Source organism: Planosporangium flavigriseum (genome assembly GCF_011947225.1).
GTDB classification, from domain to species: Bacteria; Actinomycetota; Actinomycetes; order Mycobacteriales; family Micromonosporaceae; genus Planosporangium; species Planosporangium flavigriseum.
The window spans coordinates 25,739-52,585 of sequence record NZ_JAATVW010000012.1; the positions used below are offsets into that span (position 1 = coordinate 25,739).

General features: G+C 64.9%; 17 protein-coding genes, 2 pseudogenes and 1 riboswitch. Of the genes and pseudogenes, 15 read left to right on the top strand and 4 right to left on the bottom strand.

Annotation, left to right across the window (positions count from 1 at the left end; all coding sequences use genetic code 11):
• Positions 1 to 36: 36 nt before the first annotated feature.
• Positions 37 to 250: riboswitch (cobalamin riboswitch) on the bottom strand.
• A gap of 137 nt (positions 251 to 387) precedes the next feature.
• Both HC028_RS17125 and HC028_RS17130 read left to right on the top strand, forming a co-directional pair.
• Complete coding sequence (locus tag HC028_RS17125) at positions 388 to 816, top strand: hypothetical protein (protein WP_168078354.1); 429 nt, start codon at positions 388 to 390, stop codon at positions 814 to 816.
• Positions 789 to 1,157: a (2Fe-2S)-binding protein gene (locus HC028_RS17130; RefSeq protein WP_168078355.1), complete on the top strand. Its 369-nt coding sequence runs from the start codon at positions 789 to 791 to the stop codon at positions 1,155 to 1,157. The genes HC028_RS17125 and HC028_RS17130 overlap by 28 nt, the downstream gene beginning before the upstream one ends.
• A gap of 591 nt (positions 1,158 to 1,748) precedes the next feature.
• On the opposite strand, the gene HC028_RS17135 is transcribed toward HC028_RS17130, so the two are convergent.
• A complete protein-coding gene (locus tag HC028_RS17135) occupies positions 1,749 to 2,438 on the bottom strand; it encodes an IS6 family transposase (RefSeq protein ID WP_168078471.1) in 690 nt (229 codons plus the stop codon).
• A gap of 99 nt (positions 2,439 to 2,537) precedes the next feature.
• Between HC028_RS17135 and HC028_RS28745 the strand changes: the two are divergent.
• From HC028_RS28745 to HC028_RS17185, 10 genes and pseudogenes are all read left to right on the top strand, one after another.
• Positions 2,538 to 2,684, top strand: a pseudogene (locus HC028_RS28745) (helix-turn-helix domain-containing protein); the annotation flags it as partial.
• Between the two features lie 279 nt (positions 2,685 to 2,963).
• The gene (locus tag HC028_RS17145; protein WP_168078356.1) at positions 2,964 to 3,563 is read left to right on the top strand and encodes a helix-turn-helix domain-containing protein; all 600 of its coding nucleotides are present in this window, start codon (positions 2,964 to 2,966) and stop codon (positions 3,561 to 3,563) included.
• Between the two features lie 100 nt (positions 3,564 to 3,663).
• On the top strand, positions 3,664 to 5,298 hold the full coding sequence (locus HC028_RS17150) for an amidohydrolase (RefSeq protein WP_275408261.1): 1,635 nt from the start codon (positions 3,664 to 3,666) through the stop codon (positions 5,296 to 5,298).
• Positions 5,299 to 5,429: 131 nt separating this feature from the next.
• A complete protein-coding gene (locus HC028_RS17155) occupies positions 5,430 to 6,644 on the top strand; it encodes an ABC transporter substrate-binding protein (RefSeq protein WP_168078358.1) in 1,215 nt (404 codons plus the stop codon).
• A 44-nt stretch (positions 6,645 to 6,688) separates the two neighbouring features.
• Positions 6,689 to 7,450: an ABC transporter ATP-binding protein gene (locus HC028_RS17160; protein WP_168078359.1), complete on the top strand. Its 762-nt coding sequence runs from the start codon at positions 6,689 to 6,691 to the stop codon at positions 7,448 to 7,450.
• The gene (locus HC028_RS17165; protein ID WP_168078360.1) at positions 7,447 to 8,223 is read left to right on the top strand and encodes an ABC transporter ATP-binding protein; all 777 of its coding nucleotides are present in this window, start codon (positions 7,447 to 7,449) and stop codon (positions 8,221 to 8,223) included. The genes HC028_RS17160 and HC028_RS17165 overlap by 4 nt, the downstream gene beginning before the upstream one ends.
• Positions 8,220 to 9,095: a branched-chain amino acid ABC transporter permease gene (locus tag HC028_RS17170; RefSeq protein WP_168078361.1), complete on the top strand. Its 876-nt coding sequence runs from the start codon at positions 8,220 to 8,222 to the stop codon at positions 9,093 to 9,095. Before HC028_RS17165 ends, HC028_RS17170 begins: the two co-directional genes overlap by 4 nt.
• A 5-nt stretch (positions 9,096 to 9,100) precedes the next feature.
• On the top strand, positions 9,101 to 10,219 hold the full coding sequence (locus tag HC028_RS17175) for a branched-chain amino acid ABC transporter permease (RefSeq protein WP_168078362.1): 1,119 nt from the start codon (positions 9,101 to 9,103) through the stop codon (positions 10,217 to 10,219).
• A 520-nt stretch (positions 10,220 to 10,739) separates the two neighbouring features.
• The gene (locus tag HC028_RS17180) at positions 10,740 to 11,057 is read left to right on the top strand and encodes a trypco2 family protein (protein ID WP_168078363.1); all 318 of its coding nucleotides are present in this window, start codon (positions 10,740 to 10,742) and stop codon (positions 11,055 to 11,057) included.
• A gap of 31 nt (positions 11,058 to 11,088) precedes the next feature.
• Positions 11,089 to 14,043: a tetratricopeptide repeat-containing S1 family peptidase gene (locus HC028_RS17185; RefSeq protein ID WP_168078364.1), complete on the top strand. Its 2,955-nt coding sequence runs from the start codon at positions 11,089 to 11,091 to the stop codon at positions 14,041 to 14,043.
• A 402-nt stretch (positions 14,044 to 14,445) separates the two neighbouring features.
• Here HC028_RS17185 and HC028_RS17190 read toward each other — a convergent pair whose 3' ends face one another.
• The 3 genes from HC028_RS17190 to HC028_RS17200 form a co-directional block, all read right to left on the bottom strand.
• Positions 14,446 to 16,575 (bottom strand): AAA family ATPase, encoded by a 2,130-nt coding sequence (locus HC028_RS17190; RefSeq protein ID WP_168078365.1) that lies wholly within the window; start codon positions 16,573 to 16,575, stop codon positions 14,446 to 14,448.
• A gap of 82 nt (positions 16,576 to 16,657) precedes the next feature.
• Positions 16,658 to 19,594 carry a hypothetical protein gene (locus tag HC028_RS17195; protein ID WP_168078366.1) on the bottom strand — a complete coding sequence of 979 codons (2,937 nt, stop codon included), beginning with the start codon at positions 19,592 to 19,594 and terminating at the stop codon, positions 16,658 to 16,660.
• Positions 19,595 to 19,886: 292 nt separating this feature from the next.
• Entirely contained in the window at positions 19,887 to 22,943 is a 3,057-nt protein-coding gene (locus HC028_RS17200) for a hypothetical protein (RefSeq protein ID WP_168078367.1), read from the bottom strand.
• A 239-nt stretch (positions 22,944 to 23,182) separates the two neighbouring features.
• Between HC028_RS17200 and HC028_RS17205 the strand changes: the two are divergent.
• The 3 genes and pseudogenes from HC028_RS17205 (at position 23,183) to HC028_RS17215 (ending at position 26,804) form a co-directional block, all read left to right on the top strand.
• A pseudogene (locus HC028_RS17205) lies at positions 23,183 to 24,042 on the top strand (IS5 family transposase).
• Positions 24,043 to 24,061: 19 nt separating this feature from the next.
• Complete coding sequence (locus HC028_RS17210; protein WP_168078368.1) at positions 24,062 to 25,414, top strand: serine dehydratase alpha family protein; 1,353 nt, start codon at positions 24,062 to 24,064, stop codon at positions 25,412 to 25,414.
• A gap of 241 nt (positions 25,415 to 25,655) precedes the next feature.
• The gene (locus HC028_RS17215; RefSeq protein ID WP_168078369.1) at positions 25,656 to 26,804 is read left to right on the top strand and encodes a hypothetical protein; all 1,149 of its coding nucleotides are present in this window, start codon (positions 25,656 to 25,658) and stop codon (positions 26,802 to 26,804) included.
• Positions 26,805 to 26,847: the final 43 nt, after the last annotated feature.

Sequence of the window (26,847 nt, forward strand, 5' to 3'; positions counted from 1 at the left end):
GGCCGTCCCGCGCGGCCTTCGACCGCCGCACGCCGGGCGGCGTGCGGCGCGCTGGCAGGTCTTCGGACTCGCGGGCGTGACCTCACGGTCGCCTACTGGCCGTCGCTTCCCAGGCCCGTACGGGCCCAGTGCTTGGTTGACGGCGGTCGCTCCCACTCACCGCTGCGGGGCAGTCCCGGACTCCCACCGGGTTCCCTCTTGCCTCGGCCATCCCGTACGGCACGGCCGAACCAGCTGCGGGCAACACCATATATGGGAGATACCGCGCCGGTGAAACACCACATGGTGTGCCCGGCGTGTCGCGTCACCGCCGTCACCGCGAATAGCCGCGCGGCGGCACGTTACCGTCGACAACAACCGGACGGCAGGCAGCGGAGGGAGGCGGCGATGAGCGGCGTCGACGCGGCTGGTGCACTGGCCCGCGCCGCCACGCTGGGGCCCTACTTCCGGTGGGAGCCTGCCGAGTCCGGCGCGGGCTGGCGCCCGTGGCGAGAGCTGGCCGACGAGGAGGTCGTCGCCGAACGGGTGCGTACGGCGCGGACCGCACTGGCGCAACGCGGCGGCCTGTCCGAGGACGTGCTGCCCGAGCGGGTGGTGGCATCGGTGACGTTCCTCGGCTATGCGGCCCGCGCCGTGTCGCCGCTGCTCGCCGCGGCGGCCATGACGGGCACGTTCCCGATCGTGGCACCAGCCGACCTGTGGTGGCGGCCGGTGTCCGGCGGCCCGCTGCCGCTGGCGTACACCGGAGCCGTGCCGCGACCGACACCAGCGCTCTCGCCGCGACGATCATGGAGGTCGCGGTCGGCGCCCTGCTGACCCCCGTCATGACCGCGTACCGGACCCGCTTCGTCCTATCGCCGCAGGTGCTTTGGGGCAACGTCGCCTCGGCGCTGGCCGGCGCGGCCGGCATGATCGCCGATGCGTACCCGGCGGCCGGCGACCGCGCCGGCGCCGTCGTCGCCCGGATGCTCGAACTCCCCCCACTGGCCGGAACCGGAGCGCTGGTGCGCCCGGACCCGGCTCACCCACGCCGGTTCCTCGTCCGCCGCAACTGCTGCCTGTACTACCGAATCCCTGGCGGCGGGACCTGCGGCGACTGCGTACTGACCCGCGATACGGACCGGCGCCGGCACTGGCGTGAGGTGCTCACGCGCTGATCGCTGCCGGCCGGGTGCGCCGAGACCCCGAACTGGGCGACTGGATGGTCGGCGGCGGCGATGACAAGGGTGCCGTCCGGCCTCGCACCTGCGTGCCCCCGACCAGGTCGCGGTGGTCGACACCCGAGACGCCGCCGATCGGCTACTCGCCCTGTCGGGCTCGTTGGACGTACTCGACCGGACCGTCGACAAGGTGGTGATGCCCTGCCACCGCGACTTGCCGGCGGCTGGCTGGCACCAACCCAACCTTCCAGGTACGCCAGCGACAACTCAGATCCACATGAGCACAGTTGTCGGCCTTAGTGGACCGAGCGTCAGTTGCGACCCAAGCGCCGGGCCATGATCCTGGTCCGCTCGCGCATCACCCAGCCCGGTGGGTGATACCCCGGTGCCGTGCTGGCCGGACTCGCCGCGTTCCGTGTTGACGTCTCTCTGTACTGAACCGCCTGCACGTCAAAGTCAGACGTTCCCTCAGTACGTCCGCCGCGCACGGCTCACCTTGGTCGATATCGTTGAGCCGGGTAGACCCGGAGGGTGGCGCCGTTGCATTGTCTGATCCGCAGACGTGTTGAACCTCGGTTTGGCCCAAGGTCAGATTGCGTGTGCGAGTTCGGTGAATGCGGCGGCGACCCGCAAGGCGGGTGGAGCGTCGAGTCCGAGTTCGTAGTGGCCGCGGCGAAGGTTCTGCAGGAAGGCGTGTCCGGCGATGACCGTCTGCGCGGTGTGGTCAGTTCGTAGGCCGCGCATCGGGCGTAGCCGGTGTTTGAGCCTGCTGTGATCAGCCTCGATCGGGTTGTTCGCGTACTGCTCGATGTGATGCCACGCGGCGGGGATGAGCTCGTCGAGCACCGCGGGATAGACCGCAGCGGCGTCGGTGACCACCTCGGTCGGCGTGACCTTCAACGCCGACAACGCCCGCCGGAAGAACCGCCGAGCCGCATCAGCGTCCCGGCGGGCAGCGACGAGCACGTCGATGACCTGCCCGTACTGGTCTATCGCCCGGTATACGTAACGCCACACACCGTTGACCTTGACGTAGGTCTCGTCGACGAACCACCTGTCGCCGGGCGAGTGGCGGCAGTATCGGGCCACGTCGGCCAGCAGCGGCGTGAATCGTTGCACCCACCGGTAGACGGTGACGTGGTCGACCTCGATGCCGCGTTCGACCAGCAGTTCCTCCACATCGCGGTAGGACAGATTGAACCGTAGGTACCAGCGGACCGCGACGACGATCATCTCCGACGGGAACCGGAACCCGGCGAACGCCGATCGCGGTGGCAGCCAAGTGCGGGAACGGATCGACGACTTCACATCCCAAGTGTGTCTCGATCATGCCGGCGCTCAACGCAACGGACCCACTAGGGCGGTGCCGCACGCAGGACCGGTCTCCACCCGCACACGGTCCGTGACCGGGTGCAGTCGCTCGCCGGACGGTTAGGCGTTGAAATCGACGTATTCGAGGGGCGAGCGAGGCTTTGGGTCGCGATCAGCGCTCACACGGTGAATGGGCCTGCGTCGGCGCGCTGAGCAACACGGCTCTCGTCCGCACGCACCGGGCTGGCGTGCCAGCGTTGATGGTTACGCATGCAAATCATTGGTTACGACATCGCCACCGCGCTCACTAAGGCTTCAGGCAAAGATCGCGACCGCGCGCCAGGGATCGGCTAAAGAAATGGGGGACAACCAGGTCGTGCGAAGGACATTTCGGATGTATTTCAGTACCAAAGTTTTCTGCGGCATAAACCAAATTGGTAGTTGCAGATACCGCAGTTGCATGTAGCCTGATCGAATTGACGGAGGGTTACGATGTTTACAGACTCGCCGAGTAGTGCGACGACAGCAGCGTTACCGGACGGCGGAGAGAAGTCGATCGGGTCGCGCCTTCGCCGCCGGCGACTCGCCCTGCGACTCACGCTCAAGGAGGTCGCGGCTCAGGCGGACGTCGCCGAAAGCTTCCTCTCGCAGCTGGAACGCGGAGTCCACTCCGGAAGCGTACGCACGCTGCAGAAGATCTCGGCCGCCCTCGGCCTCCAGGTCGGCGCGCTGTTCCAGGAGGGCGACCGACGTGAGCCGGCAGTCATCCGCTTTCACGACAGTGTCGGCTTCACCTTCGGCATCAATGTCCACAAGCGCGCGCTGACCGGCCATCACTTCGATCATCTGCAGGCGTTCCTCGGTGAATTCGACGCCTACGGCTCCACGGGAGTCGAGCCCTACAGCCATGGGGACTCCGAGGAGATCGTCCTCGTCATCCAAGGCGAGGTGGATCTGCAGGTCGGCTCGCAGACCTATCGACTCGGGCCCCTCGATTCGATCACCTACCACAGCAACGAAGCGCATCGCATCGCCGAGGCCGCGGGGGACCGGGCGGTGGTCTTCTGGGCGATGTCACCGCCCTCGTTTTGAACCGGGCCGTAAGAACCGGCGTCTGAGCGCCGGACGACACCCGAGCCCGACTCCTCGCCCCGTCCCCGTCAATGACAGCCCAGGATCCGGAGAGCCACTCGTGAACCACCTTCTACTCGGTGCCGTCAGCGACATCGGCGCGCCCGGACGTTCGGCCCGCGCCGTCTGGATCCGGGATGGCAGGATCGTCGAGGTCGGCGGCGAGGCCACGATCGACCGGGCAACGGCCGAAGGGGCCGCAATCCACGACTACGGTCACGGGTACCTCGTCCCGGGCTTCGTCGACCCGCATGTGCACCTCGAGGTAACCGCCGTTGCGAATGCGACCACCCTCGATCTGCGATTCCCCAGAATGCGAACGATTGCTGACGTGCTGGAAGCGCTCGCGCAGGCCGTGGCCCGCGAGTCGGCCGGCACCTGGCTGCTCGGCCAGGCGAACCTATTCTGGAACCGCAAACTAGATGACCGCCGCTATCCGACCCGGGCTGAGCTCGACGCGGTGTCGACCGAGCATCCGATCGCAATCCGCGCCGGCGGGCACGTCTCGATCCTCAACTCCCTCGCGCTCCGCATGGCTGGCATCGCGGAGTACGAGGACCAGCAGGGGATGATGGGCCGGGCGGTAATCGAGCGTGACGAGCATGGCGACCTCACCGGTCTCATCGCCGAGCTCGACGCGCTCCTCCCGATCCCGCAGCTGGTCGGCGACGCGCTGACGAACGCGCTCGCCGTCGGGATGCGGGATCTGTTCACCCGCCGTGGCGTCACGACGATCGGCGAGATCTCAGAGACGCGAGAAGGCGGCTCGGCCTTGCGCGCCCTCGCCGCGTCCGGTCGCCTCGGGACTCGCGTCCGCCAGTATCTCTGGGCGCCTGGCGCGTTCCGCCTTGATGAGCTCGATGCCGAGCTCGCCGCTGCCGAGTCGATCACCGACTTCGAGGTCGCGGGGGTGAAGGTCTTCGCCGACGGCGGCTACTCGTCACGGAACGCGGCCGTGCTCATCCCCTACCTGCGCACGGAGGCAGGCCAGGCACCGTATGGCGATCTGAACCTTCAGGAGCAGGACGTGCTCGGCTTGCTGGAAACCTGCCATCGGCATCACGTCCAGCTCATCATCCATACCAACGGCGAGCGCGCGCAGCAGATGGCCATGGCGGCGCTCCGCGTATTCGAGGACCGGCAGGGCGAACGGCTTCCCGGGCTCCTGCGCCTTGAGCACTTCGGCAACCTGATGACCTCGGCGGACACGCTTCAGCAGTTCCTCGACTCTAGTGCTGAGGGAGTGACCCAGCCGGCGTTCCTCTACTCGTTCGGTGAGCACGTCGAGGAGTTGCTCGGCGACGACGTATTGACGCATCGACACCCATACAGACGCCTCATCGACGCCGGCGTCCGCCTCGGCGCCTCCTCGGACGTGCATCTCGGCGCCGAACCCGAGCAGACCAACCCGCTATTCGGAGTATGGGCTGCGCTCTCCCGCGAGAGCCACACCGGACGAGTCCTCGATCCGGACCAGGCCATCACCGGCCGACAGGCGCTCGAGATGGTTACTTTGGAGGCAGCCCGGAGCCTCAACAGCGATTCGGACTTCGGCTCGATCACCCCCGGGAAGCGAGCCGACATCGTTGTCCTCGAGGCGGACGTGACGGCTGTCCCCATCGAGCAGCTGCGCAGCGTCGCGGTGCGTGAGGTCTGGCGCGACGGACGAATCGTGCACTCCGCCGAAGACCGGTGACCTCATCGGACTCAGTCCGCCGACAGCCCCGTTCCCTCCCTGTCCAACGAACCGCAATCACCGAACGCCGAGAAGTACGAGGCTCTTGAGCCGTGATTCACCGGCGAACACCCAGAAAGGCAACGACGAACATGAAACGCAAGAAGCCACTCCTCGTCAGCGCCATCATGGCGATGGGCGCGCTAGCGCTCGCGGCGTGCGCGCCGCAGAGCTCGGGCGAATCCGGGGCGAAAGACGGCGCGACTCTCAAGGTCGGGTTCGTCACAAGCGAGACCGGATCGTGGGGCGCGAACGGCCCGATGGTTAAGGACGGTTTCAAGGCCGGCCTCGACTATCTGACGAACGGCACCGACACGGTCAAGGGCATCAAGATCAACGTCACCTACAACGACGACGCAAGCGACCCGGACAAGGGTGTGTCGACAGTGAAGACGCTGGTCGGCGGCGGCGCCACCGTGATCATCGGCACCGGCGTCTCCGCGGTCGCGCTGCCCACGGCACAGCTCGCGGCGCAGAACCACTTCCTCTACATCACAGGCGGCGCTTCGAGCGACGCGATCACCGGGATCAACAAGTACACATTCCGGGCAGCCACCTCGGCGGGGCAGATCGTGAACGCGATGGGAGCGGCAGCGGGCGACCTCCGCGGCAAGAAGGTCCTCGCGTACAGCATCGATTCGGCCTACGGCCAGAGCGTGGTCGCCGGGCTCACGAGGTACGCCAAAACCCAGGGCGCCACCACCGAGTCGGTGCTGGTCCCGTCGACCGTGACCGATTACACGCCCTTCTCGCAGCAAGTGCTCAACAGCGGCGCGGACCTCGTCTGGGTGAGCTGGTCCGGCAGCACGACCGGTGCCATGTGGCAGTCGCTCAAGCAGCAGGGCGTCCTTGCAAAGAAGACCGTCGCATCGCTCCTCGACGCCTCGTGGTCGTGGGATGCGATCGGACCGGTCGCCTCCGACATTCCGCTGCTGATCTCCCCGTACTTCGACGGGGCTAACGACAGCGATCTGGTCAAGGCCGTCAACAAAAACATCGCGAAGAGCGGCCACAAGCCCGACACCTACACTGCAGACGGCTACAACGCCGCAGCGATGCTGGTGCACGCCATCGAAAAGGGCGGCACTGACGTCGACAAGATGATCAACGCGCTCGAGGGCTACTCGTTCGAGGGCATGCGCGGACCCGTGACCATTCGGGCGACCGATCACGGCCTCATCGAGGGCATGTACCAGTCCAAGTTGGTCGCGAACGGCGGCTCCTACAAGGCCGAACTGGTGAAGCGGCTCGACGGGGACCAGATCGCGCAGCCCGAGGTCAAGCCCACGCCCGCAGCCAGCCGCTGACCTCAAGGCGCCACCCCTCCCGCATCTGAAGGAACGAATCCGTGATGAATACCCCCCATTCCGCATTGAAGATCGAGGGGCTCGGCCTCCAGATCGGCGGGGCGACGATCCTCAAGGACGTCGAGCTCGACATCATGCCAGGTGCCCGAGTCGGGGTCATCGGGCCGAACGGCGCCGGCAAGACCACGTTGTTCAACGCGATCTCCGGCGTCGTCCGGCCCACATCCGGACGCATTCTGATGGACGGGAGGGACGTCACCAGACTCGATGTTTCGAAACGAGCTCGCATGGGACTCGGGCGGACGTTCCAGACCTCAAGCATCTTCCCGAAGCTGACGATCTTTGAGAACGTCCGGCTCGCTGCGCAGGTGTCGCTCGGCGGGAACTATTCCCTCCTGCGATTCCCGCGCCGCTCCGACGCCGCATCCCGACTGGCAGCAGAGACGATCGAGAAGGTCGGGCTCATCCACCAGCAGGATGCGTTTGCAGGTGAGGTGTCGCACGGCGACAAGCGCAAGCTGGAGATCGCCGTCCTCATGGTCACCGACGCTCGCGTCGTGCTCCTCGACGAGCCGATGGCCGGCGTCGCTTCAGGGGAGGTCGCCGCGCTCACCGAGAACATCCGCTCGATGCACGCCGAGCAGCAGTCGACGCTACTCATGGTCGAACACCACATCGACGTCCTCATGGGCCTCGTCGACAAAGTCGCCGTGATGTACTCCGGCACCGTCCTCGCCTTCGATACACCGCAGAACATCATGAACAATCCCCTCGTTCAGAGCGCCTATCTCGGGACATCGGCATGAGCGCGGCCACCCCCATCCTCGAGGTGGAGCACTTGAGCGCATCCATCGCCGGGCAGCAAGTGGTCGAGGACGTCTCCTTCACCGTCCCTCGAAGCGGCGTGACCGCCCTGCTAGGCCGCAACGGCGTCGGTAAGACGTCGACGCTTCGCGGCATCCTCGGACTGATCCAGCGGCGCGGCATCGTGAAGTTCGCCGGCGAGCGCATCGACACCATGCAGACGTATCGCATCGTCCAGAAGGGGATCGGCTACGTGCCTGAGGAGCGCGAGGTGTTCTCGAAGCTCTCGGTGGCGGAGAATCTGGAACTCGCGGAGCGGCAGAAGAACCCCCACCGAGAGTTCGTAGCCCGGCTCTTCCCGGACCTCGTCCAGCGCCGGGACCAGCAAGCCGGCACGCTGTCCGGCGGGCAGCAGCAGATGGTGTCGGTCGCGCGGGCGCTGCTCAATGACAATCAACTGCTTCTCGTCGATGAGCCGACGAAGGGGTTGGCGCCGAAGATCGTGAACGAGGTGGCCGATGCGCTTGCCGCGGCCTCGAAGACGGTTCCGATTCTGCTCGTTGAGCAGAACCTCGAGGTGGTGCGTCGCCTCGCTGATCGCGTGGTCGTCATCGTGGGCGGGCGCGTCGCCCACGTCGGCGATGCAGCTGCAACGCTGGACGACGCCGATCTCGTCCGACGTCTGCTGGGTGTGCACGTCGGCGATTCGGCGCATGGCGGTATCGCGCCCGCTCGAAACGCTGGCGAAGGCGCGGAAGGGGGACAGCACGCATGAGCAGTGTCGTGCTGGTTTTGATCACGGGACTGGGAGTTGGCGCTCTCTACTTCCTGGTCGCCTCGGGGTTGAGTCTCATCTATGGGCTGATGAACGTGCTCAACTTCGCGCATGGAGCCTTCATCGCCCTTGGGGCCCTCATCGGGTGGGAGGTTGCAGAACACACAGATGCCGCGAGCTGGTGGTCATTCCTACTGTCGCTCGTCGTGGGCGCCGTCGTCGGCGCTGCGTTCGCCGCATTCACCGAACTCGTGCTGATCCGGCCGCTCTATCAGCGACACATCGAACAGGTGCTCGTGACGGTCGGCCTGTCGTTCGCCGCCATCGCGCTCTTCGACGGCATCTGGGGCCAGGATCTGCACAGCGTCAAAGGACCGGCCTGGCTCGACGAGGTAACCGTCGTCGCCGGCGCGCACATTGCCAACATCTTCTGGGTGCTCATCGTTGCCGCGGTTCTCGTTCTGGGAGGACTCAGCCTGTTCCTGCGCAAGACGCGGTACGGCAAGATCATCCGAGCGGGCGTCGAGAACCGCGCGATGGTAACTGCGCTCGGAATCGATGTGCGACGGGCCTTTACGCTGGTCTTTTCGATCGGTGGGGCGGCCGCCGGCCTCGGTGGCGTCCTGGCGATGCACTACATGACCGGCGTCACGCCTGAGATCGGGTCGAGCCTCCTGATCTTCGCATTCATCGTCATCATCATCGGGGGCACCGAATCCCTCGTCGGGACGGCGGTGGCATCCGTCATCGTGGCCGTGCTGCAGCAGTTCGCGAACACCTACCTCTGGGGCACCGGAGACTTCATCGCGATCGTGCTGCTCCCGATCGTGCTGCTCCTCCGGCCGTCCGGCCTCTTCGGAAAGCGTGCGTGATCGCCATGAAGCTCTCGTTCGATGTCCTGCGCAAGTCGGGGCCGTTCATCATCGGCGCCGTGCTCGTCATCGTCATGGCGCTGCTCCCGATGCTCAACATCGTGATCCCGGGCGTGCTACCCGGACCCACATATCAGCCGGGATCGCTCGCGCTCCTCTCGTTGTGCATGGTCTACGCCGCGATGGCGCTCTCGTACAACCTCTTGCTCGGAACGTCCGGTCTGCTCTCGTTCGGGCACGCCCTCTACTTCGGCGCCGGCGCCTACGGACTCGGGATCCTGCTCAGTCGCACCGGCCTCCCGTTCTGGGTATCCACCGGGGTCGGCCTGGTCGGCGGGCTGGCATTGGCTCTGCTGTCTGGCGCCGTCGCGCTGCGCACCGTCGGGATCGCGTTCGCGATGGTCACCCTCGCGTTCGCGCAGACCGGCTCGCTCTTCGTGAGCCGGTCGTCGTCCCTGACCGGCGGCGAGGACGGCATCACGGTGAATACGATGAACGTGCCCGCCGCATTCGTCGGCATACTCAACACGAAGAATCTCTACTGGCTGGCCCTCGTCGTGCTCGTGCTTGTGTACCTTGTGGCGCTGTGGGTCGACAAGAGTCGGCTCGGTCACGTCGCCGCAGCCACCCGCGAGAACGAATTGCGGCTCCGCGTGCTCGGCTTACGCCCCTTTACGACGAAACTGATCGTGTTCGCGATCGCCGGCCTGATGGCCGCGGCCGCGGGCATGGTGTACCTCCTGCTTCAGTCCGGTGTGGGACCGAAGGCCGTCAACTACGACCTCACCGTCACGATCCTGGTGATGGTGGTACTGGGCGGCGTGGGATACCGGTGGGGGGCGATCGTCGGCGGCTTCGTCTACACGCTGCTGGATCAGCGACTCACTGCCCTGGCTCAGTCGGACGCTGTCGACTCGCTACCCGCATTCCTGCGCGTTCCGCTGTCCCAACCGCACTTCCTCCTCGGAATCGTCTTCATCCTGATCGTCATGTTCTCGGGAGGCGGCATCGCCGGAACCGTTGACAGCCGGATCCGACGTCGGGACTGGCGGCGAGCGGCTGAAGCTGCTCTTCCTCGGGCCGGTGGCGATGAGAGCGTCGCTCGTCCTCGTCTTCGTCCTTGAGCCGCTCGGCCCGCCGAGCCAGGTGGCCTTCACGACCCGAACGCCGGCATTCGTCGTCGGGATTCGGCTGGGCGACTCATGATCCCGACGGGAGATCGGCAAAGGCCCCGGTCGGAATTTCCGAACCGGGGCCTTGGCCTGCATAAATGCTGGTGGGCGATACTGGGATCGAGCCAGTGACCTTTTCGGTGTGAACGTGGACGCCGCACCGCCTTGACCAGGGTGAACACGAGCCGGCGCAGGTCAGCGGTATTCGTTCGCCGCAGCTTGACGCCGTTCGGAGCAGTTCAGCGCGGTTCGGGTCGGCCGCGTGCTCCCCATCTGCTCCCCAGGTGCTGTGCTGCACTCAGTGTCTGACGCCCACAGACGGCTGTTGGACATCTCCGACACCGCCGCGCTGGAGGCGCCGTCTTGGACGCTTCGCGTCCGCCTGTGTGCAGACCTCGGCGGCTGGCTTCTGCTCGAGGTTCCGGCGCTGTGAGAGGGTGGGAGCGTTGGGATGCCGGGCCAAGGAGCGTAAGTGGAGCCTGACTATCTGCCGCTCGCGGATGCGATCGGCGAGTTGCGCAACGAGTTGATGGCAGCCGTCGACAACGCTACCGGCGAAGATCTCCGGTTCGCGGTCGAAGCCATCGAGGTCGAGATGCAGGTCGTGGTGACCAACACGGTGAAGGGCGAAGGTGGCGGGACGTTGTTCGGCGTCCTGACGCTCAAGGCCGGTGCCGACCATGCCAAGGCAGCGACCCACAAGGTCAAGTTGATGCTGAAGCCGATGACTTTGTCGGATCCTCATGCTGACGTCTACGTAGCGGACCCCGTCCCCGTTCGGCCCGAGTGAGGGAGCGGAACCGCAGATGCGAATCAATTCTGTGGCTGAGGTCTACGGCGGAGCATCCGGCACCGGGCACGTACTCGGGCAGGATCTGGTCTTGACCGCATCTCATGTGGTGGCGGACGGTCATGCAGCGTCGGTACGGACTCTCGGGAGTGCCGAGTGGGTCGATGCTGACGTGATCTGGCGTGGCACAGGGGATGTGGACGCGGCACTGCTGCGCACCCGGCGGCCCCTCCCGTCCGAAACGGTGGATTCTTCGCTGCGCTGGGGAAGCGTCGGAACCTACGAGCAGATCTCTTGCCGGGTCACCGGCTTCCCGGCCGTCCAGGCGCGCTCCAGCGGAGTTCGTGACACCGACACCTTCTGCGGCCAGACGGTGCCCGGGGCGGGCTACAAGAACGGCCGGATTGTCATCCAGTCCGCAGGGGGTCCGCGCGACCGCATCGGGTCGGTTTCCCCTTGGGCGGGTATCTCGGGAGGCGCGGTGTTCTCGTCGCCCGAATCCCATCTGCTCGGGATTGTCGAGTCGGTGCCTGCGGGCTACCCGAACAACCGCCTGAAAGTGGTGCCGACGAGCACTCTCCTCAAGGACTCTCGGTTCCGCGAGTTCGTGGGTGATCCTGCAATTCGCTCCGTGACCAAGTCCGGTTCCGTGATCCACCCGCCGTACGGGACGCTGCCGGACCGCCATCCAGCTTCTTGGCTGCTCGACCCTCGCTACGCGGTTGTCGACTTCATCGATGACGGGGGGTGGCTGGATGACCTGACGAAGTGGGCCACCTCGTCCGAGCGGTTTAGCATCGGCGCCATCAGCGGCAGTGGCGGGATGGGCAAGAGCAGGCTCGCAGCCGAGTTGGCGGATCGCATGCGGCAGGTCGGCTGGGACGCGGGCTACCTCAACATCGACAATGTTCAGAGCTGGCATGAGGTCTCGTCCGAGCACCCCTTGCTCATCATCATTGACTATGCGAGCCGATTCGGTGAGCGGCTAGCCGGGCTCATTGAACGGCTCGCGGCGAACTCGTCGGGAAAGCCGGTCCGGCTCCTTCTCGTCGAACGAAGATTGGGAGCCTGGTGGGAGACCGTCAACCGGGTGACGCGTCGACGTGCTCAGCATCTTCTCGACAAGCATGTCGTACTCCGCGAAAGCTCGATCAGCCCGGAATCGGTGAGTCGGCACCTGGAACTGGCTATGAGCTCACTGTCCCGGAAGCTCGGGGTGGAGCCGATCCCGGCGAGCGAGATCCGGACCGGAGACTCGACCAGCCCGCTCCTGATTCACATCTCGGTACTCCTCGCACTTAGGGGAACGGGACTCGAACCCGGGGGTGCGGAACCGCTAGGGCGTAGTCCGGCCACGCGGGAAGCGCTGCTGCAGGGCTTGCTCGATCGCGAGGTCACGCGGTGGGAGGCAGCCCTGGAGGCTCACAAGCTGGGTCATCTCCATTCCGCCCAAGCGGGCCGACTCGTGGCTATGGCCTCTCTCTTCAGCCCCACGCGAGCCGAGGCTAAGGTGCTGCTGGAGAGGATGCCGGAGATCTGTTCGCAACCGGACGTCCTCAAGGCTGTGGAGTGGCTTGCGGACATGTTCGGCTCCGAGGACGGGGTGATTCGTCCCGTCGGGCCGGATCTTGTCGTTGAGCACCTGCTCGAAACACTGAACGACCTCGACTCGCTCGTCCTCCGCCTGCTCGACGTCCGTGATGCCCTTACCGATGCGCCTCGGGCGAGAATGTTCCACCTGCTGAGCCTTTCGGCGCAGAGCGGAAGGAACTCCCGGGCCGCGTTGACGGCAGCCTTGGCGAGGCATCTGCCGCAGCTCCTAGAAGCGGAGATCAGCAACGCGGAAACTGAGGACCATAGCTTGCTCGTCGGAGCCTTGTCGGCCTCTGACAAGTCAAATATCGCGTTGTCGAGAATCGCCCAGCAGGTCGCAGCGAGCATTCCGTCTGATTCGGAGAGGCTCGCCGAGGTCCGGGCGGAGGTTTTCGGCCTGGCGATCACCCGTGGCCGCAGGCGTGCTGGTGGCGGCATCGACAAGGTACCGGACGAGCTGCTCGTGGACGAGCGGGCTGCGGACTTCGCGGAGCTCGGACGCCTGCTCAACGAACTCGGGACGAGCCTAGGTCACCTCAGCCGTTGGGGACGGGCACAAGCCGCGACGCTGGAGGCCGTCGAGATCTTCTCGGTACTCAGTGCCAAGTTCGGCAACTTCCACGATCGGCGCAGCCTTGCGGTTGCGCTCAGCCACGCGGGACAGTTCTTCCGAAGTCTGCGACTGCACGACCAATCTCTGCGGTCCGCTATGAGGGCTACCGAGCTGTGGCGCGAGCTCGCCGTGGAGGATCCGAAGGAAAGGGAAGACCTCGCCATAGCCTTGACGAATCTGGCGGACTCCCTTTGCTCCGCAGGGAAGCCGGCCGAAGCAATCGCCTATAGCACCGAGGCCATAGCCCTTCTGCGATCCGAGTTGCGTCAGGGCGGCGAGCGCGCAAGGCCCCGGCTCGAGCGGGCTCTCTCTGAGCTGGCCCATCACCTGATGGAGGTCGGGGACGTCGACTGGGCACGGGAGGCGATCACCGAGGCCGCCAGCTCCGTGGGTTTCGAGGTGGGACAGACTGTCGAGACCAACAGGCTTGACTCGGTCGGCTACCTCAATGGATTGGCGGCGGAGTTGCTGTTGCGCGAGGGTGAGTTCGAGAAGGCGAAGTCCTGCGCCATCATCTCGGCATCCGCCTACGGCAAATATGCCCACGAATACCAGGGAAACTTTTACTACCTGCGCGGAAGCCTGCAGCTCCTCCTCAGAGTTCTGGATGCGGCCGGCGAGGCCGAGGATGCAGCCGCAATGCGAGCGGATCTGGCACATCTACTCGTGGAGCCAGGTATCGAAGACTACGACAAGGAGGTCAAAGAGTTCGAGGCGTTCGCGCACATCATCGAGGGCCGAGGTGCTTCAACGATGTTCTCGACTGCCGTCCGACGCTGACGACTTCGGCAGACTAATGGGAATGGATCACCGGCGACCGTAGCGTCACGGTTCGCATGGTGGTACCTCCAGCGCTGCTCTTGCCGAAAACCTCAGCCGCCCTGGTCGGAGCCGGTGCGTGGGGTGGACGGGATGTCGACCCCGATTGCTTGGGCTGGGGCTGAAGTCAGGGCGATGTCGGCTGCCGTCGACGGCACAGCGGTGTAAGCCGGCAGCGGACGGGTCCGGCGAGGCCGCAACCCTCGGGCGCCGTGTCCATCACACAGTTCGCGCCACAGCCACGTTATGGCGCCAGATGTCGCTGAGTTTGGGCACCAGCCAGATCTTGCCAGTCTCGATGTTCGTGAGTTTCGGCGCCACCCGCTTGGGTCGATCTCACCTTCCGTCGTATGAGCCATCCGCTCACGCATGGTGATGAGCCGCAGGAGCTGGACGCACGTCGTCTGCGGCATGAGAAATGTTGACGCCGCCGCTACCGGTCAGGGGCGCTGAGACGGAGGCTGCGCCAGCGCCAAGGTGCGTCATGATCGTCTGATACAGGGATGCGACTGCCGCAGGGGGCGCCGGATGGCGGGCGGCGAATAGCGCACCGATCTGCGGTTTGCTTCTGGTCCCGATTTCGGTCCGGACGTCGTCGAGAAGTTGGGGGTCGATCCGCGCGAGAAAGGCTTCAAACTCGCCAGCTTTCGTACCATCGTCACCGAACGTGTCAGCCACGGTAAACACACCGGCCTGCGCCCAGTAGGCACGGAACGCCGTGAAGTTAACGGCTTCAATAGGTGGCTGCTGCGGCCTGTGACCGAGTCGGTGAAGTTGCTGTGCGAGTGTGCTGTTGGGTCGCAGCGCCGGTCCGTCGACGATGGCTGCCCACGGGATCCCAAAGGCGTCAAGGTATTCGATGTAGCCGCCAAAGCCATGGTCGCCGCCGACGTCGATGATTGGCATATTTTCCGCCTCCGGGTTGGGCAGCTGCCACAGGGCGGTATCGCTCCACCATTGGCGGAGCGCACCGACTTCAGTCGCTCCTTCGCAGAGGATATCCTTGCTAGCAAACAGCAAAGCGCGGACGTGCGTGGGCTCGAAGAGCTTCAGCCATCGCGACCACTCGCGCCGGTGGATCAACCCGGCTCGCCTAGGCCGGGGCCCAGCCTTGGTCGGTGCCAGCCGGATGATGTTTTCTAGGTCGCCAGGCTGGTCGACCGGGACAACGTCTGGGCTGTGAGTGATAACCACGCACTGCCCAGTGGTCCGCAGCGTCCGAATGAGTCGTCGCTGCATGGTGGGCTCGACGTTGACGGCCGGTTCGTCGAGCACAATGACGCGACCGGGCTCGCCGGGCAGGAGGAAACTTAGCACCAGGGCTTCCTGCGCACCTGCGCCCGCGAACTCGATCGGGTATTCCCGGTCGTCGGTGATAACGGTCGGCTCGATGATCAGTCCGTCGGCTGAGATGTGGGTCGGCTCAACGCGGGTTCGAAGTCCTAGCCTGCGGCCGGTGAGGTCCCTAAAGGTGTGCTCGATCGCGGCGTACCGGCGTTGGGCGGTGACGTCACCGTTTCTGAGCCTGAACAACTCTGCCGGGATGTTGCTACCATCGCGGACGTCGATCGGCAGGTCGAATGCGGCGTGGGCGAATCGACGCCGGAACGGCACGCGGCGATTGTCGGTAATTACAAATTGGCGCCGCAGGATCTCCCACAACACATGGGCGAACTCGAAGTTGTAGCGCTCATAGTCGGAAACCTGTAGCCTGGCCGCCAACTCACGCAGGCTTAGCGCCGCGGGAGCCGACATGTCGGTTTGGGTGTTCATGTGCATGCTGAAAGCCTGGCCGGGGCCGGGCAATGTGTTCGCGAGATCCATCAGTCGTCGTGGATCATCGGTATCGTGCTCATCGGTGGGCGCGTCGACGTTTAGTCCGGGAATGGTTGAGGTCAAGGCCATCGCGATGTTGATGCTGGTGTCGACCGGGGGTAACAGCGCCTCTGCTGGCCCACCGCGAAGCTGACCGGAGTTAGCGCCGACGAGCGTGATGTGGCAGGTGCGGTCGCCGTGGTGAAACTCCCAGGCTGCGAACCAAGGGCTGCGTAGGCCTGCGTCGTAGCGAATGTGCAATGTACCTGTCCATAAAGGCGTCAGTGATTCCTCTGTGATTCGTGCACGACCGATTACGTCGAGGGACGCAGCATTGCGCCGCTTCGCTGCGTCGTCGCCGAGTCCGCAGCAGGCATAGGCAGTCCGTATGTAGCTCAGGATGAGCGAGCGTTCCCAGGGCTGGTCTAGCGTCAGTCCCAGTGCCACCTGGTACGCACTTGCGCCGCGGTTCCCAGCGCTCTCGTACAGCGCCTGCGCTTCGGTGGGCGGGCCGCCTCCGTATCGCGCCATTACCGCTAACGCCACGTCGAGGCAGCGGCCCACATTCGTCTTGCCGACGCCGTTCGGGCCGGTCAGGATGGTCAAGCCGGGGCCAAGGTCCAGCTCGAGAACGTCGAACGACAGAAAGTTGTGAGCGGAGATCTTTGTCAGATGCACGCCAAGAACCTCACCTTCGGCAGATCTCTGGGATGCCAATCGCGCGGGCGCCGCGTCGCGTAGCCCTTGGGGGAGTCTTCATCTATCCGTGCGAACGAGCCCCGTCGGCCGGAGGGAAGAAAGGCATGTGCTCCACATCGTCTTCCCAATAGCGGTACCGCGCCTTGAGTAGCGCCTCGACTGCTTGAAGGTGTGGGGTGTCCTGGTTGACCTGCAGTCCCCACGTGGTAGCGACGGACACGGCTGCGAGTGCCAAGAATCGGTCGAAGGTACCCGCAATCTCTGCGACCGACGGCGAGGAATCTTCGGCTCGTTCCTCTCGTGTCAGCTCTTCGCGCTCCACCGCGCGGCGCAACTGGTCGGACGGCCCGACGAGCGGTCCGTAACGATGGTTGATCCTGTGGTTGAGGGCAAGATTTGCCAGCGCCATGAGCAGGTGCCATTCCTTGCGGCCTTCGCTGAGAAGCCGAGTGAACATGGCCCGGAGCGCTTCGTCGGCCAGTGCCCGAGGCAGAGTTTGCCGTGTTGCCGCAGCCGAATGTTCGTACCGTGCGCGGATCGCCCTCTCAGCTTCCTTACGCGTGTATCCGGGGCCGGCCGTGGTCGGTGCTGCTAGTTCGGCGACGGTGTGGACCGGAAACTGATCCGGCGTGCCCAGTGGTGCCGCGTACACGCCATCGGCTGAATCCGGCTCCATGGCGAATGCGGCCATGATCTGACGGTAGCTGTTGACGACGGTGAGTCTGTGACTGAGCCCAGTTCGGAAGGCGTCTTCCATAACCGCCATGAACTTGTCGGCAGGTAGCAGTGAGCTGCTGTGCAGGATCTGCATGAGGATCGTCAGGGTCTCGACGTCCGCGTCGGGGGCAGACGCCGGCTCGTCCGATGGCAGGTAGATCTTCCATCGTGCACAGGTGTTGTCGGGAATCGGTTGCGCTCGTTCTGATGGCTCGTTCGCGGCGTCAAACAGCTCCACCTCGATCTCGATCGTGGTCTGCAGGAGCACGGGATCAGCCATGGCGAGTTCGACAAGGATGACCTGGGCGGCGGCGCAGAACTCCTCCGCCGCTACGGCGGCCGGCCGCTCGTTGCGGAAGCGCACTCTCCAGTGCTGGCCGAGAGCCCCGAACTCGATCAGGCGGATTGGAGCGGCATCGGAGAACGGGGCACCAGTTAGTTGCTCCACGCTTTCAGCCAGCCAAGCCGCCTCATCCCAATGTAATTGCGTGTGGTTCTGCGCGAGAACCCCGTCAACGTACTCACTCAGCCCAGCGTCGGCGATGAGCTGGGTAACCGCGCCGGCCAGTTCTGGCCGATGCCGGACAGCCGCCTGGATCACCACGGCGTGTACGGTCGCCGACGCGAGGTCCCCGTGCCGGTCCATGTTCCAGGGGTCTGCGGCAACTTGTGTGTGGAGTAGGACCGCAGTGCGGGTCATTCGCAAAGCCGACATCCATGCTCCGGCTAGGTGGTCATAGCTGGCCGCTTCGAAGACGCCAGCCGGAGCCAGGTCACGCACGTTCCGATCGGGCAGCGTACAGGCGGCGAACGCTGCTGACAGCGCATACTTCTTAGCTGCCAGTGGCATCCTGAGCTCGCCGTAGAGGCGGGCGATGAAGAGCATCGCGAGTAGCGAACCGCGCAGTGTGTCGCCGTGCCACCAGTTGACCTTGGCCTCGTGTAGTTCGCGCAACGCGGCTAGTCGTCGACCGCTTCGATACAGCGACATGGCCCGCTTGCGGCACCGGTTCGCAGTGGAGGCGTCACCGGCTTGGCGGCTGGTTGCCTCGTCCAGTGCGCTGCGTACCGGTTCGTAGAGTGGATGGTCGACGAGGGCTGGCGCAAGCATGTCGAAGTGCCTGGCGAGCGAGTCGATCGGATAGGTGGGTGTCTGCGGCAGTAGTTCAACGAGTTCCCGTAGGCATGCCATACCGTGGTCGATGTCGACGAGCGGGAGCCAATCTGGAACCTCGGTGATGCTCAGCAGTTCGTCGTCGTCAGGCGGGGCGTGCTGTTTGGTTCCCGCGGCCTGTCGTTCCTCGTGCGCCTCGACCGCGGCGTAGTCGAAGTGTAGAGATAGGTGCGCGGCGGCGTTGAGGAGCCCGGCGCGGCGGCCTGCGGTCGTTGGTGGCTCCAGCAGAGTGGTCAGGTGTTGGCGCAGCTCCTTGGCCCAGTCGCGAAGCTCATCCTCGTCAAGAGCGGACTCGCCGGCAAGGCGAGCTGTTTCCGTGTACTGGAGAAGAACGCTGGCATCCAGCAGATCAGCGGGAAGGGTCATGGACGCGACGTCGCCGAAGAAAGCTCGGACGTGGTGCTCGGCCGGCCGCAGGTCGCCAGCTCCACGCAGGGTTGCCCGGGAGAGTTCGTAGCGTGCTCGTTGCGCTGCTTCGAAGTCGGGTTCGGTGGCTAGAAACTGTTCGATGAGGCCTAACCATTCGGGCAGGTCAGGTCGGGCGGCGGTGGTGTCAGTCGCGTGGCGTAGTCCGCGCACCAGCTGCGCCAGGTCGCCCTGGTTGACGGGTGTGCGTTCTGTGTTCGCCCACCGCTGCTTTAGCGCGGAGTACCAGGCGGGAAGCGATGGCTCGTTCGGAGGAGCAACGGGACGCATGTCGGCCGACAGTCGCAGGTACGTCTCAGCGATCCAGAAAACGTCCGGGTCGGTCAGTAACTGCGCAATGGCAAGACCATCAACGATCTCCAGCTTTACCTGGTGTGCGTCGTGGACGAAGGACTGAAGCTCGTGGCGCTCTGCTACCGGTACGGTTTCCACAGCGAAGAAGTAGATGCGGTGCACCGGGGTGCCTTGCGTGCAGATCGACTTCACATCTGCTTTGATCTTGGACTTTAGCTTGTCACGCTGAAGCGTGCAGGCGAAGACCACAGTGTCCGTCGCCGCCAGCGCGAGGAAGCCTGTGGCGAACCGCAGGCTGCCCGCGAGATAGGAATGGAAGGTCTCGAAGTCGCGACCTTGATCACCGCCAACGGCCACCGGGCCGGTCGCCGGCAGCACGTTGCTCACGAACCGTGCCCTAGCCAGTTCCCGACACAGGTTTTCGAACTCGTGGTGGCCATTATGGCCACTCAACTCACTCAGCTCGAACCTGATCCTGCGCGCAAGCTCCGTCGGCGTCGCCACTCGTACCTCTCATACCAACCCACGCCACGATTCCGGATTCATGAATGCACTAGCCTACCGAGCGGATGCAGGGCGACCGGCACATTCAATGGCTGCTGCCTGCGTCGATGCCCATGGCCCGCATGCACCGACCACGTCCGCAGGCTGCCGGAATTGTCGATCAAGTCATGCTGTACTACCTAGTCTGTCGTGTCGCTGACGCTGGCTGGAACGGATCTTCGTGCTCGACGTCGTCGCTGCCCCAGCCGTAGCGGGTGATCAGCACCTGCCTTATCGCGTCGATGTCCAGGCTGTGCTGCCGCAGCGATATCTTCCACATCGCGCTGGCACTGGCCGGAAGAGTCACATCGAGTGCCTGCTCGAGGGCGCTCAGTGAGAAGAACCTTGGCGGCACTGGGGCACCCTCAGGCTCCGGCGCAAGGAAGAGTTCGCGCGCGGCCTCGAGGTCCTCCTGAGAGTGTGGGGACCTGAACTGCAGTCGGGCGTTCTTCGCGACGCAATGGGTCGCCAGGAGGATTTGCCAATCGAGCCAGCCACGTTCGCGCAGGGACGCCACCGTGTCGGCGAAGGCCGGTGTCTGCCTGAGGGCTGCCAGCGTTGGGCGCATGCGCCGGGGGAGATCCTCGTATTTGAATCGCACCTCGCTGTGGCTGTTCGCGAGGGTGTATCTGGGGCCTGGGGTGCTGGGGAACTCCAGGCCGGGCCCGGCGTCGGGGCACGCCGTGTCGTCGTCACCTAGCGGTGGTTCGTCGTCGGGGTTCAGTCGGAGACGGTTGTGCCGGGCGACGTTGTGGAAGGCGATGTCGTAGGGCATGGCGAAGGTCGCGATCGACGGTAGGTTCTGCTCGAACGCTTGATCGAGCAAGAGCTTCCAGTGGTCGTTGGGCAGTGTCGAGACAGTAACGATGACGCTCGTCGCGGCTGCCAGGGTTTGCTGGGCGGCATTCCTGTAGGCCTCGGAGTCGCGGCTGTCGATGGTCGCGAGCACGCAGCGGAAGCGTGTTTCGGTCGGGGCCGACTGGACTTGCTCGATGGTGAGGTCGGTGCCGGGGGCGCCGGCGGTGACGAGCACCGTGGCACTGGTCGGGAGTAGGGCAGGGTCTGCGTGCGCAAGGTGGGCCAGCGTGATCTGCAGCGTCGCGGCGAAGCGCTCGCCCACCGCAACGTCCTGGTCCTGATTTCGGAACTCAACCGTCCAGGTCACTCCCACGCATCGGAAACGGATACGCCGCTGCGAGCCGGCGTCGCCGAACGGGGGGCGGCCCAACTGTTTGACGACGTGTGTGACGAGCTCATCGGCGTCCAACCTGTCCCACCACAGCGGCCGGTTGTGGTTCACGCCTTCGATGAAGGAATCCAGGAGCACGGAGACACCGGCCTCGGTGATGGCGTCGTCCACTAGATCCTTGTAGGGCGTGCCCAGCTTGTCAGCCAGCGCCCTGGTGTTGGTCAGCTCGAACAGGGAGGCGCCCAGCCACGGATGCCGGTCGAAGTCGAGGGCCTGCTCTGCCAGGAGACCGTGGGCGACGAGGGCGACGCGGTTCAGTTGCGTTGAGCTGACCCAGTTGCCCTGGTGGTAGTCGGCGGCCGCGGCCTTGAACAGGCCTTGGGGGTAAAGCTCCGGATTATCTTGCTGCGTCAGGGCCGAGGCGACAAGGCCGTAGTACTTGGCTGCGGAGTAGAGGCGAAGCTGCTGATACGCCTCAGCGGTCGCCAGAGTTGCCTCGATGAGTCGGGACCCGGCTTCGCCGTTGAATAGGCTGAGCCGGGCACGGTGCAGGTGGCGCAGTCCGTCCAGCTTGCGGCCGACCTTGAAGAGGGCGCTGGCGCGGTCGAGCGCCTTGTCGGCGGCAGCGGCATCCCCCATGGACGCCGCCAGCCGACTGTCGAAAACGTCTACGAGGGCATCCCACTGCGGTTCGTCGATTAGCAACGGTGCGTGGAGGCTGAGGAACCTGCTGGCGTGTTCAACGGGGTAGAGCGGCGCGGAGGGCAGCGTCTCGGCGAGGCGGGCGAACGCCTCGATGACACCGGACCGGTCGACGCTGGGGACAGCAATCGGCTGCAGTCCGTTCTCTGCGATGGCTTGCAGTCGCTCGCCGAGAGTGAAGTCGGTGGTGGCGTCGGCGACCTGGTAGATGTGGCCTTCGGCGGCGGACTGGTCCAGGTCCGGCTGCATTCTGAGCGCAGCCAGCGACTCGAGGAGTGAGCAGACTTCACCGGGATTGAGGCCGCTAGCGAGAAGTTCATCGATGCGAGCTCTGAGCGTTCTGTTCCAGGCCATGATTTGGTCGGCAGTGTGGCTGGTTTCGCCCCTCGCAGATGCAGCGCAGGTAAGTAGGAGCACAACCGTTGCGTCCGCGATGACATTCGGGTCGTTCGAGTTCAAGGCGGCGTCGAGTTCGGCGGCGGTTAGATGGTCGATCGGGTGCATAGACCCAAGGCCAAGGTGGTGGGCGATGATGCTTTGGTGTCGTGCGGCGTGCCGCAGCAGTTCGGGAGCGTCGTCGTCCAAAAGAGGCGCGAGCTTTTCGAGCCAGAACGGGATGTCCTCGCGTCCTTCGCGGGTGTGGTATGCGTACCGCAGACAGCCAGTGAGGTCGACGTAGTGTCCCCAGCTGACGACGGGTTCGGTAGTCGCGCGCCACCTGGCGAGGTCAGCCTCGTACCAACCCGGTCGGTCCGGGGGCGGCGGCAGAGCGCGAGCTGGCAGGTTCAGGTAGGTCTCGGCAATCCAGAATGTCGCGTGGTGTGCCAGAAGTTCTGCGATCGCGGTCCCGTCGAAGATCTCCAGGCGGACAGCGTGCTTGGTGCGGACCTGACGCTGCAGCTCATGTCGGCGCGCGACTGGGATGTTGACCTCGCAGTACGCGAGGACGAACCTCACCTTTGTCCCGTCCGCCAGGATCTTGTCGACATCCCCGCGGATCTTGGATCCGATGTCCTCCTGCTGAAGGGTGCATGTGAAGCCGACGCCGTCGCGGTCCCGCATGCCGAGCTTGTGTCCGAGCCGCTGCGTCTGTCCAGCCATCTCAGTGTGGAACGTCTCGAAGTCTCGACCCTGATCGCCGCCCGCGGCTACTGGCCCGGTGGCCGGAAGGATGTTGCGCGTGACGGTGGCCCGAGCCAGCATCCGTGCCAGCGTCTCGAACTCATGCTGCCCGTTCCGGGCCGCCAATTGGTTCAGGGCGAAGCGGATCTCCGCCTTGGTCTGCTCCACCAAGTTGGACACCGCGACCCCTTTCCGTCCCGTAGCTCCATCAAGTGTCGCGTCGGGAACCTCCAGCACCCGTTCATCTGGGATGAATCATCCTGCCATGCGGTACTGACGGGAATGCGGAAATGGCCTGCCCGGTTTGCCTTTGCCGCCGGAAGGGCTCAACTCGGTGTAACGCCACTGCGGGCTAGGGTCTGTCCTGTCGATCATATTGATCTTCGTCGACAAATTCGTCGGTTGTCGGTCGGGGCGAGTTGACGGACAAGGCGTGGGCGGCGATCGAACCATTGCTGCCCAGGGCCGGAGCCCGTAACGGGCGATGGCGCGATCACCGCCGGGTCATCAACCGCATCTTGTGGAAGCTGCGCACGGGCGCGCCGTGACGGGACCTGCCGCAGCGGTACGGGTCGTGGAAGACCTGCCACGAGCGGCTGCGCCGGTGGACCGCCTACGGCACCTGGGATCGGATCCTGGCGCATGCCCAGGTGTACGACGACGGCCGGCCGGTGGAGTGGACGATCAGCGTGGACTCCTCGATCGTGCGGGCGCACCAGCATGCCGCGGGCGCCCGCAAAAAAAGGGCTCCCGAGGGTTCGGGTCGACCGGCGCGACGGTGGGTGCGCAAGACGGTGAATCGCTCGGCCGGTCGCGAGGCGGGCTGAGCACGAAGATTCATCTGGCCGTCGACGGGCGGGGCCGACCGCTGTCGATCCTGCTCACCCCGGGTCAGGCCGGCGACAATCCGCAACTGCTGCCGCTGCTGGACGCCGTCAGCGTCAACCCGCCCGGCCCTGGTCGGCCGCGCAAACGCCCGGACCTGCTGATTGCCGACAAGGGCTACGCTCACGACCCCACCCGCCGGGCGCTGCGCCGGCGAGGGATCCGCCACGCCATTCCCGAGCGATCCGACCAGGTCGCCCGCCGCGCCGCCAGGGGCAGCCAGGGTGGGCGACCACCGGCGTTCGACCGTGAGATCTACAAGCAACGCAACGTGGTGGAGCGTTGTTTCAACCGGCTCAAATGGTGGCGTGATCTGGCCACCCGCTTCGCCAAACGCGCCTCGATCTACCGGGCCAGCCTCGTGCTCATCGCCACCGTCATCTGGCTTCGATGATCGGCAGGACAGGCCCTAGTTGGCGCCGATCGGTCCGAGTAGCCTCCAGATTACCGTCAGCGGACTCGCCATTACGGAGATGCACGAGCGGATGCCCAGAACCTGGTATAAGAGCATCTTCATCAACGGCCGCGAGGTCTTCTCGTATCGGGATGAGCTGCACCCAGAGACCACCTACTACTTCCAACTGGACGAATTGGTATGGCTTCGTGGTGAGGAGGCAGCGCCGTTCGCGCTCGGTGTATACGGACGCGATGAGGAGCGCTTGCAAGCAGATCTACCGGACCTCGAACTTCCACTCTTCAGCGCGAAGGCCCGGGTGCTCAGAGAGCGACTTCAGGTCCTCGGTTACGGCGAGCCCATGATGCATGGGGTATTCGACGTCCTCCGTCAAATCCATGTGGACACATGGACCGGGGTAACGGGAGGAGCGGACGAGGACGATCTGGAGCAAGTGATGTCCTACCAGGAGTACGCGTTCGAGGACTGGGTGGGGGACGTCAAGGAACACATCCGCCTGAAGCGAACAGGGAAAGGTGCGCTCAACGACGTTGGCTACCTGCCATCACTTGGTCCCCTGCACCTCTTCGAGTCGATGGACGAGCGCCTGGTCATGGCAGTGATCCTGCTGTCAGTCGAGGACGACGCCGATGTGTGGGTCGAAGCCAGTGAGCTTGCCGAGTCCCGGTGGCTAGACGACGATGCCGAACACGACGAGGATGTCGGTACGGCAGCTATAAATGGCGAGCACGGGATCGTGCCGGCCATCGTCATCACGGAAGGTACCTTCGACGCCTTCGTGCTCAGTAATGCGCTCGCGCTGCTTCGGCCTCATCTCAAGCCGTACATCCGGTTCCTGGACTACGACATGGGCAACGAAGGCGGTGCCTCTGCTGCGGTCCGCATGCTCAAGAGTTTCGCTGCGGCCGGCATCGCCAACCGGATCGTGGCCCTATTTGACAACGATAGTGCCGCGTATGAGGCGGTCATTGCGCTCGACCAGGTTCGCCTTCCCAAGAACTACCGCGTCGCCCACTATCCTGATCTTGAGTGGGCTCGCGCCTACCCGACATTCGGGCCCCAGGGCAACACCGTGATGGACGTCAACCGCCTTGCCGGCTCCGTTGAGCTGTACCTGGGGACCGACGTACTTGCCGACGACAATGGCCGGCTGCGGCCCGTGCAATGGAAGGGCTACATGGGCAAGGTGAAGAGCTATCAGGGGGAGCTGGTGGACAAAGCCATCGTGCAGCGTGCCTTCCGCGACAAGCTGAAGCTGGCGCACGCCAATCCAGAAGTCGTCGCTTCTCAGGACTGGGCAGACATCGAGCTTATCCTCGATCACCTGCTTCGCGAGCTGAGCACGGTCTGAGCTGTGCCGTGCTTGCTGGCTGCTGAGGCCCGGTGCCGGCATGCTGCCTCGAGCAGCGTCTTGATGAGATGAGCTTCGTCCGTCTGTCTCGCACATCCGCAGACGGGGGACGGCGGGCCAAGGCGGCGAGGCAACATCAACCCAGACGGCAGCGGATGCCGGTAAGGCCGTCGCCGGTGGGCAATGCACCGACGGTGAATATGCTGTCGATCCATAGCCCAAGGTGTCCGAGGATGTAGGGATGACGACCCGCCGAGCTTCAGCTTCGGCCGGCAGCAATGCTTGTGCCCGGCCTACACCGACGGTGCGCTTTGACGCCCGCACCCGCGACTGGTATCTGGGCGGCCGGCGCCGACGATACGACGGCGCCGGGAACGTAGTCGTCCATGTTGACGATCTGGCTGGATGCTCAGCGTCGGACCTGCTACGTGCGATGCGACGTCATCACGCCTACTACGGCGACGGTTCGACCATTCTCGTAAGCGAGGTCCACGAAGGGTTTTTCGACGAGGAGGACAGTGTTGTCGGCGCAGTGGCCTTCGAACTCCACGACAACGCGCTCAGCCTCGACATCACGCTCGTCGTCGATGATTTCGACGACGAAGACGAGTTGCGCGGGCGGCTGAGCAGCTGCCTTGCCCCACTGCTGCGCCGCCACCGGATGATGTTCCAGTCGGCGTGGCAGGATCCGAACTACGCGGCGCCCCCGTGGCCATGGCATGTGCGTGTGGCCGTCAACGCGCGGGGCCGAGACCTCGCCGACCTGTTCGAACTCGGCCAGGACATGGCGCAGCTGGCAGAGGCCATGACCGACGGGCAGCTCACCCGCGCCACCGCAGGAGACCTCGTTCGTGGCGGTCACGCTCACCTTCTGATCGGTCAGCCCGAAGGGCACTGGCTGGACGTGAAGAGCCAGCACTACGATCTTGCTGGGGATCACGGGCAAATCTCGCTGGCTCAGGCCGTCGCGCGCTTCTGCAATGCAGAAGCAGGGGGCCTGGTCGTGGTCGGCATGAGCAGCAAGAAGGTACCGGGCGGGGAGGAGATCCGCGGGCTGTGTCCCGTACCCCGAGACAACCGCATGGTTCGCCGCTACCAGCAGACTCTGGAGCGCCGACTGTTTCCACCGCCGGATGACCTGACCATCGAAGCCATCCCGATGGGCGAGGACATGATCATGCTCATCGAAGTGCCACCCCAGCCAGAGGAACTCAAACCGTTCCTCGTCCACGGCGCAATCGTCGACGGTCGAATCGAGGGTGCGTTCATCAGCATCGTACGGCGTCGCGGCGAGTCCTCCATCCCAATCACTGCCCCGATGATCCATTCGACGTTGGCGGCGGGACGTGGACTCCTACGACGGGGCGAAATCCCGAGCAAGGGGGCCTGACTGACCCTGGCGGCACTGGATGCGCGCCGTGTGCAGAGCCGGC

Bases quoted from the DNA above. Each gene is read 5' to 3' on its own strand.
- HC028_RS17125 (WP_168078354.1), top strand. From the start codon at position 388: ATGAGCGGCGTCGACGCGGCTGGTGCACTGGCCCGCGCCGCCACGCTG.
- HC028_RS17130 (WP_168078355.1), top strand. From the start codon at position 789: ATGGAGGTCGCGGTCGGCGCCCTGCTGACCCCCGTCATGACCGCGTAC.
- HC028_RS17145 (WP_168078356.1), top strand. From the start codon at position 2,964: ATGTTTACAGACTCGCCGAGTAGTGCGACGACAGCAGCGTTACCGGAC.
- HC028_RS17155 (WP_168078358.1), top strand. From the start codon at position 5,430: ATGAAACGCAAGAAGCCACTCCTCGTCAGCGCCATCATGGCGATGGGC.
- HC028_RS17160 (WP_168078359.1), top strand. From the start codon at position 6,689: ATGAATACCCCCCATTCCGCATTGAAGATCGAGGGGCTCGGCCTCCAG.
- HC028_RS17165 (WP_168078360.1), top strand. From the start codon at position 7,447: ATGAGCGCGGCCACCCCCATCCTCGAGGTGGAGCACTTGAGCGCATCC.
- HC028_RS17170 (WP_168078361.1), top strand. From the start codon at position 8,220: ATGAGCAGTGTCGTGCTGGTTTTGATCACGGGACTGGGAGTTGGCGCT.
- HC028_RS17175 (WP_168078362.1), top strand. From the start codon at position 9,101: ATGAAGCTCTCGTTCGATGTCCTGCGCAAGTCGGGGCCGTTCATCATC.
- HC028_RS17215 (WP_168078369.1), top strand. From the start codon at position 25,656: ATGACGACCCGCCGAGCTTCAGCTTCGGCCGGCAGCAATGCTTGTGCC.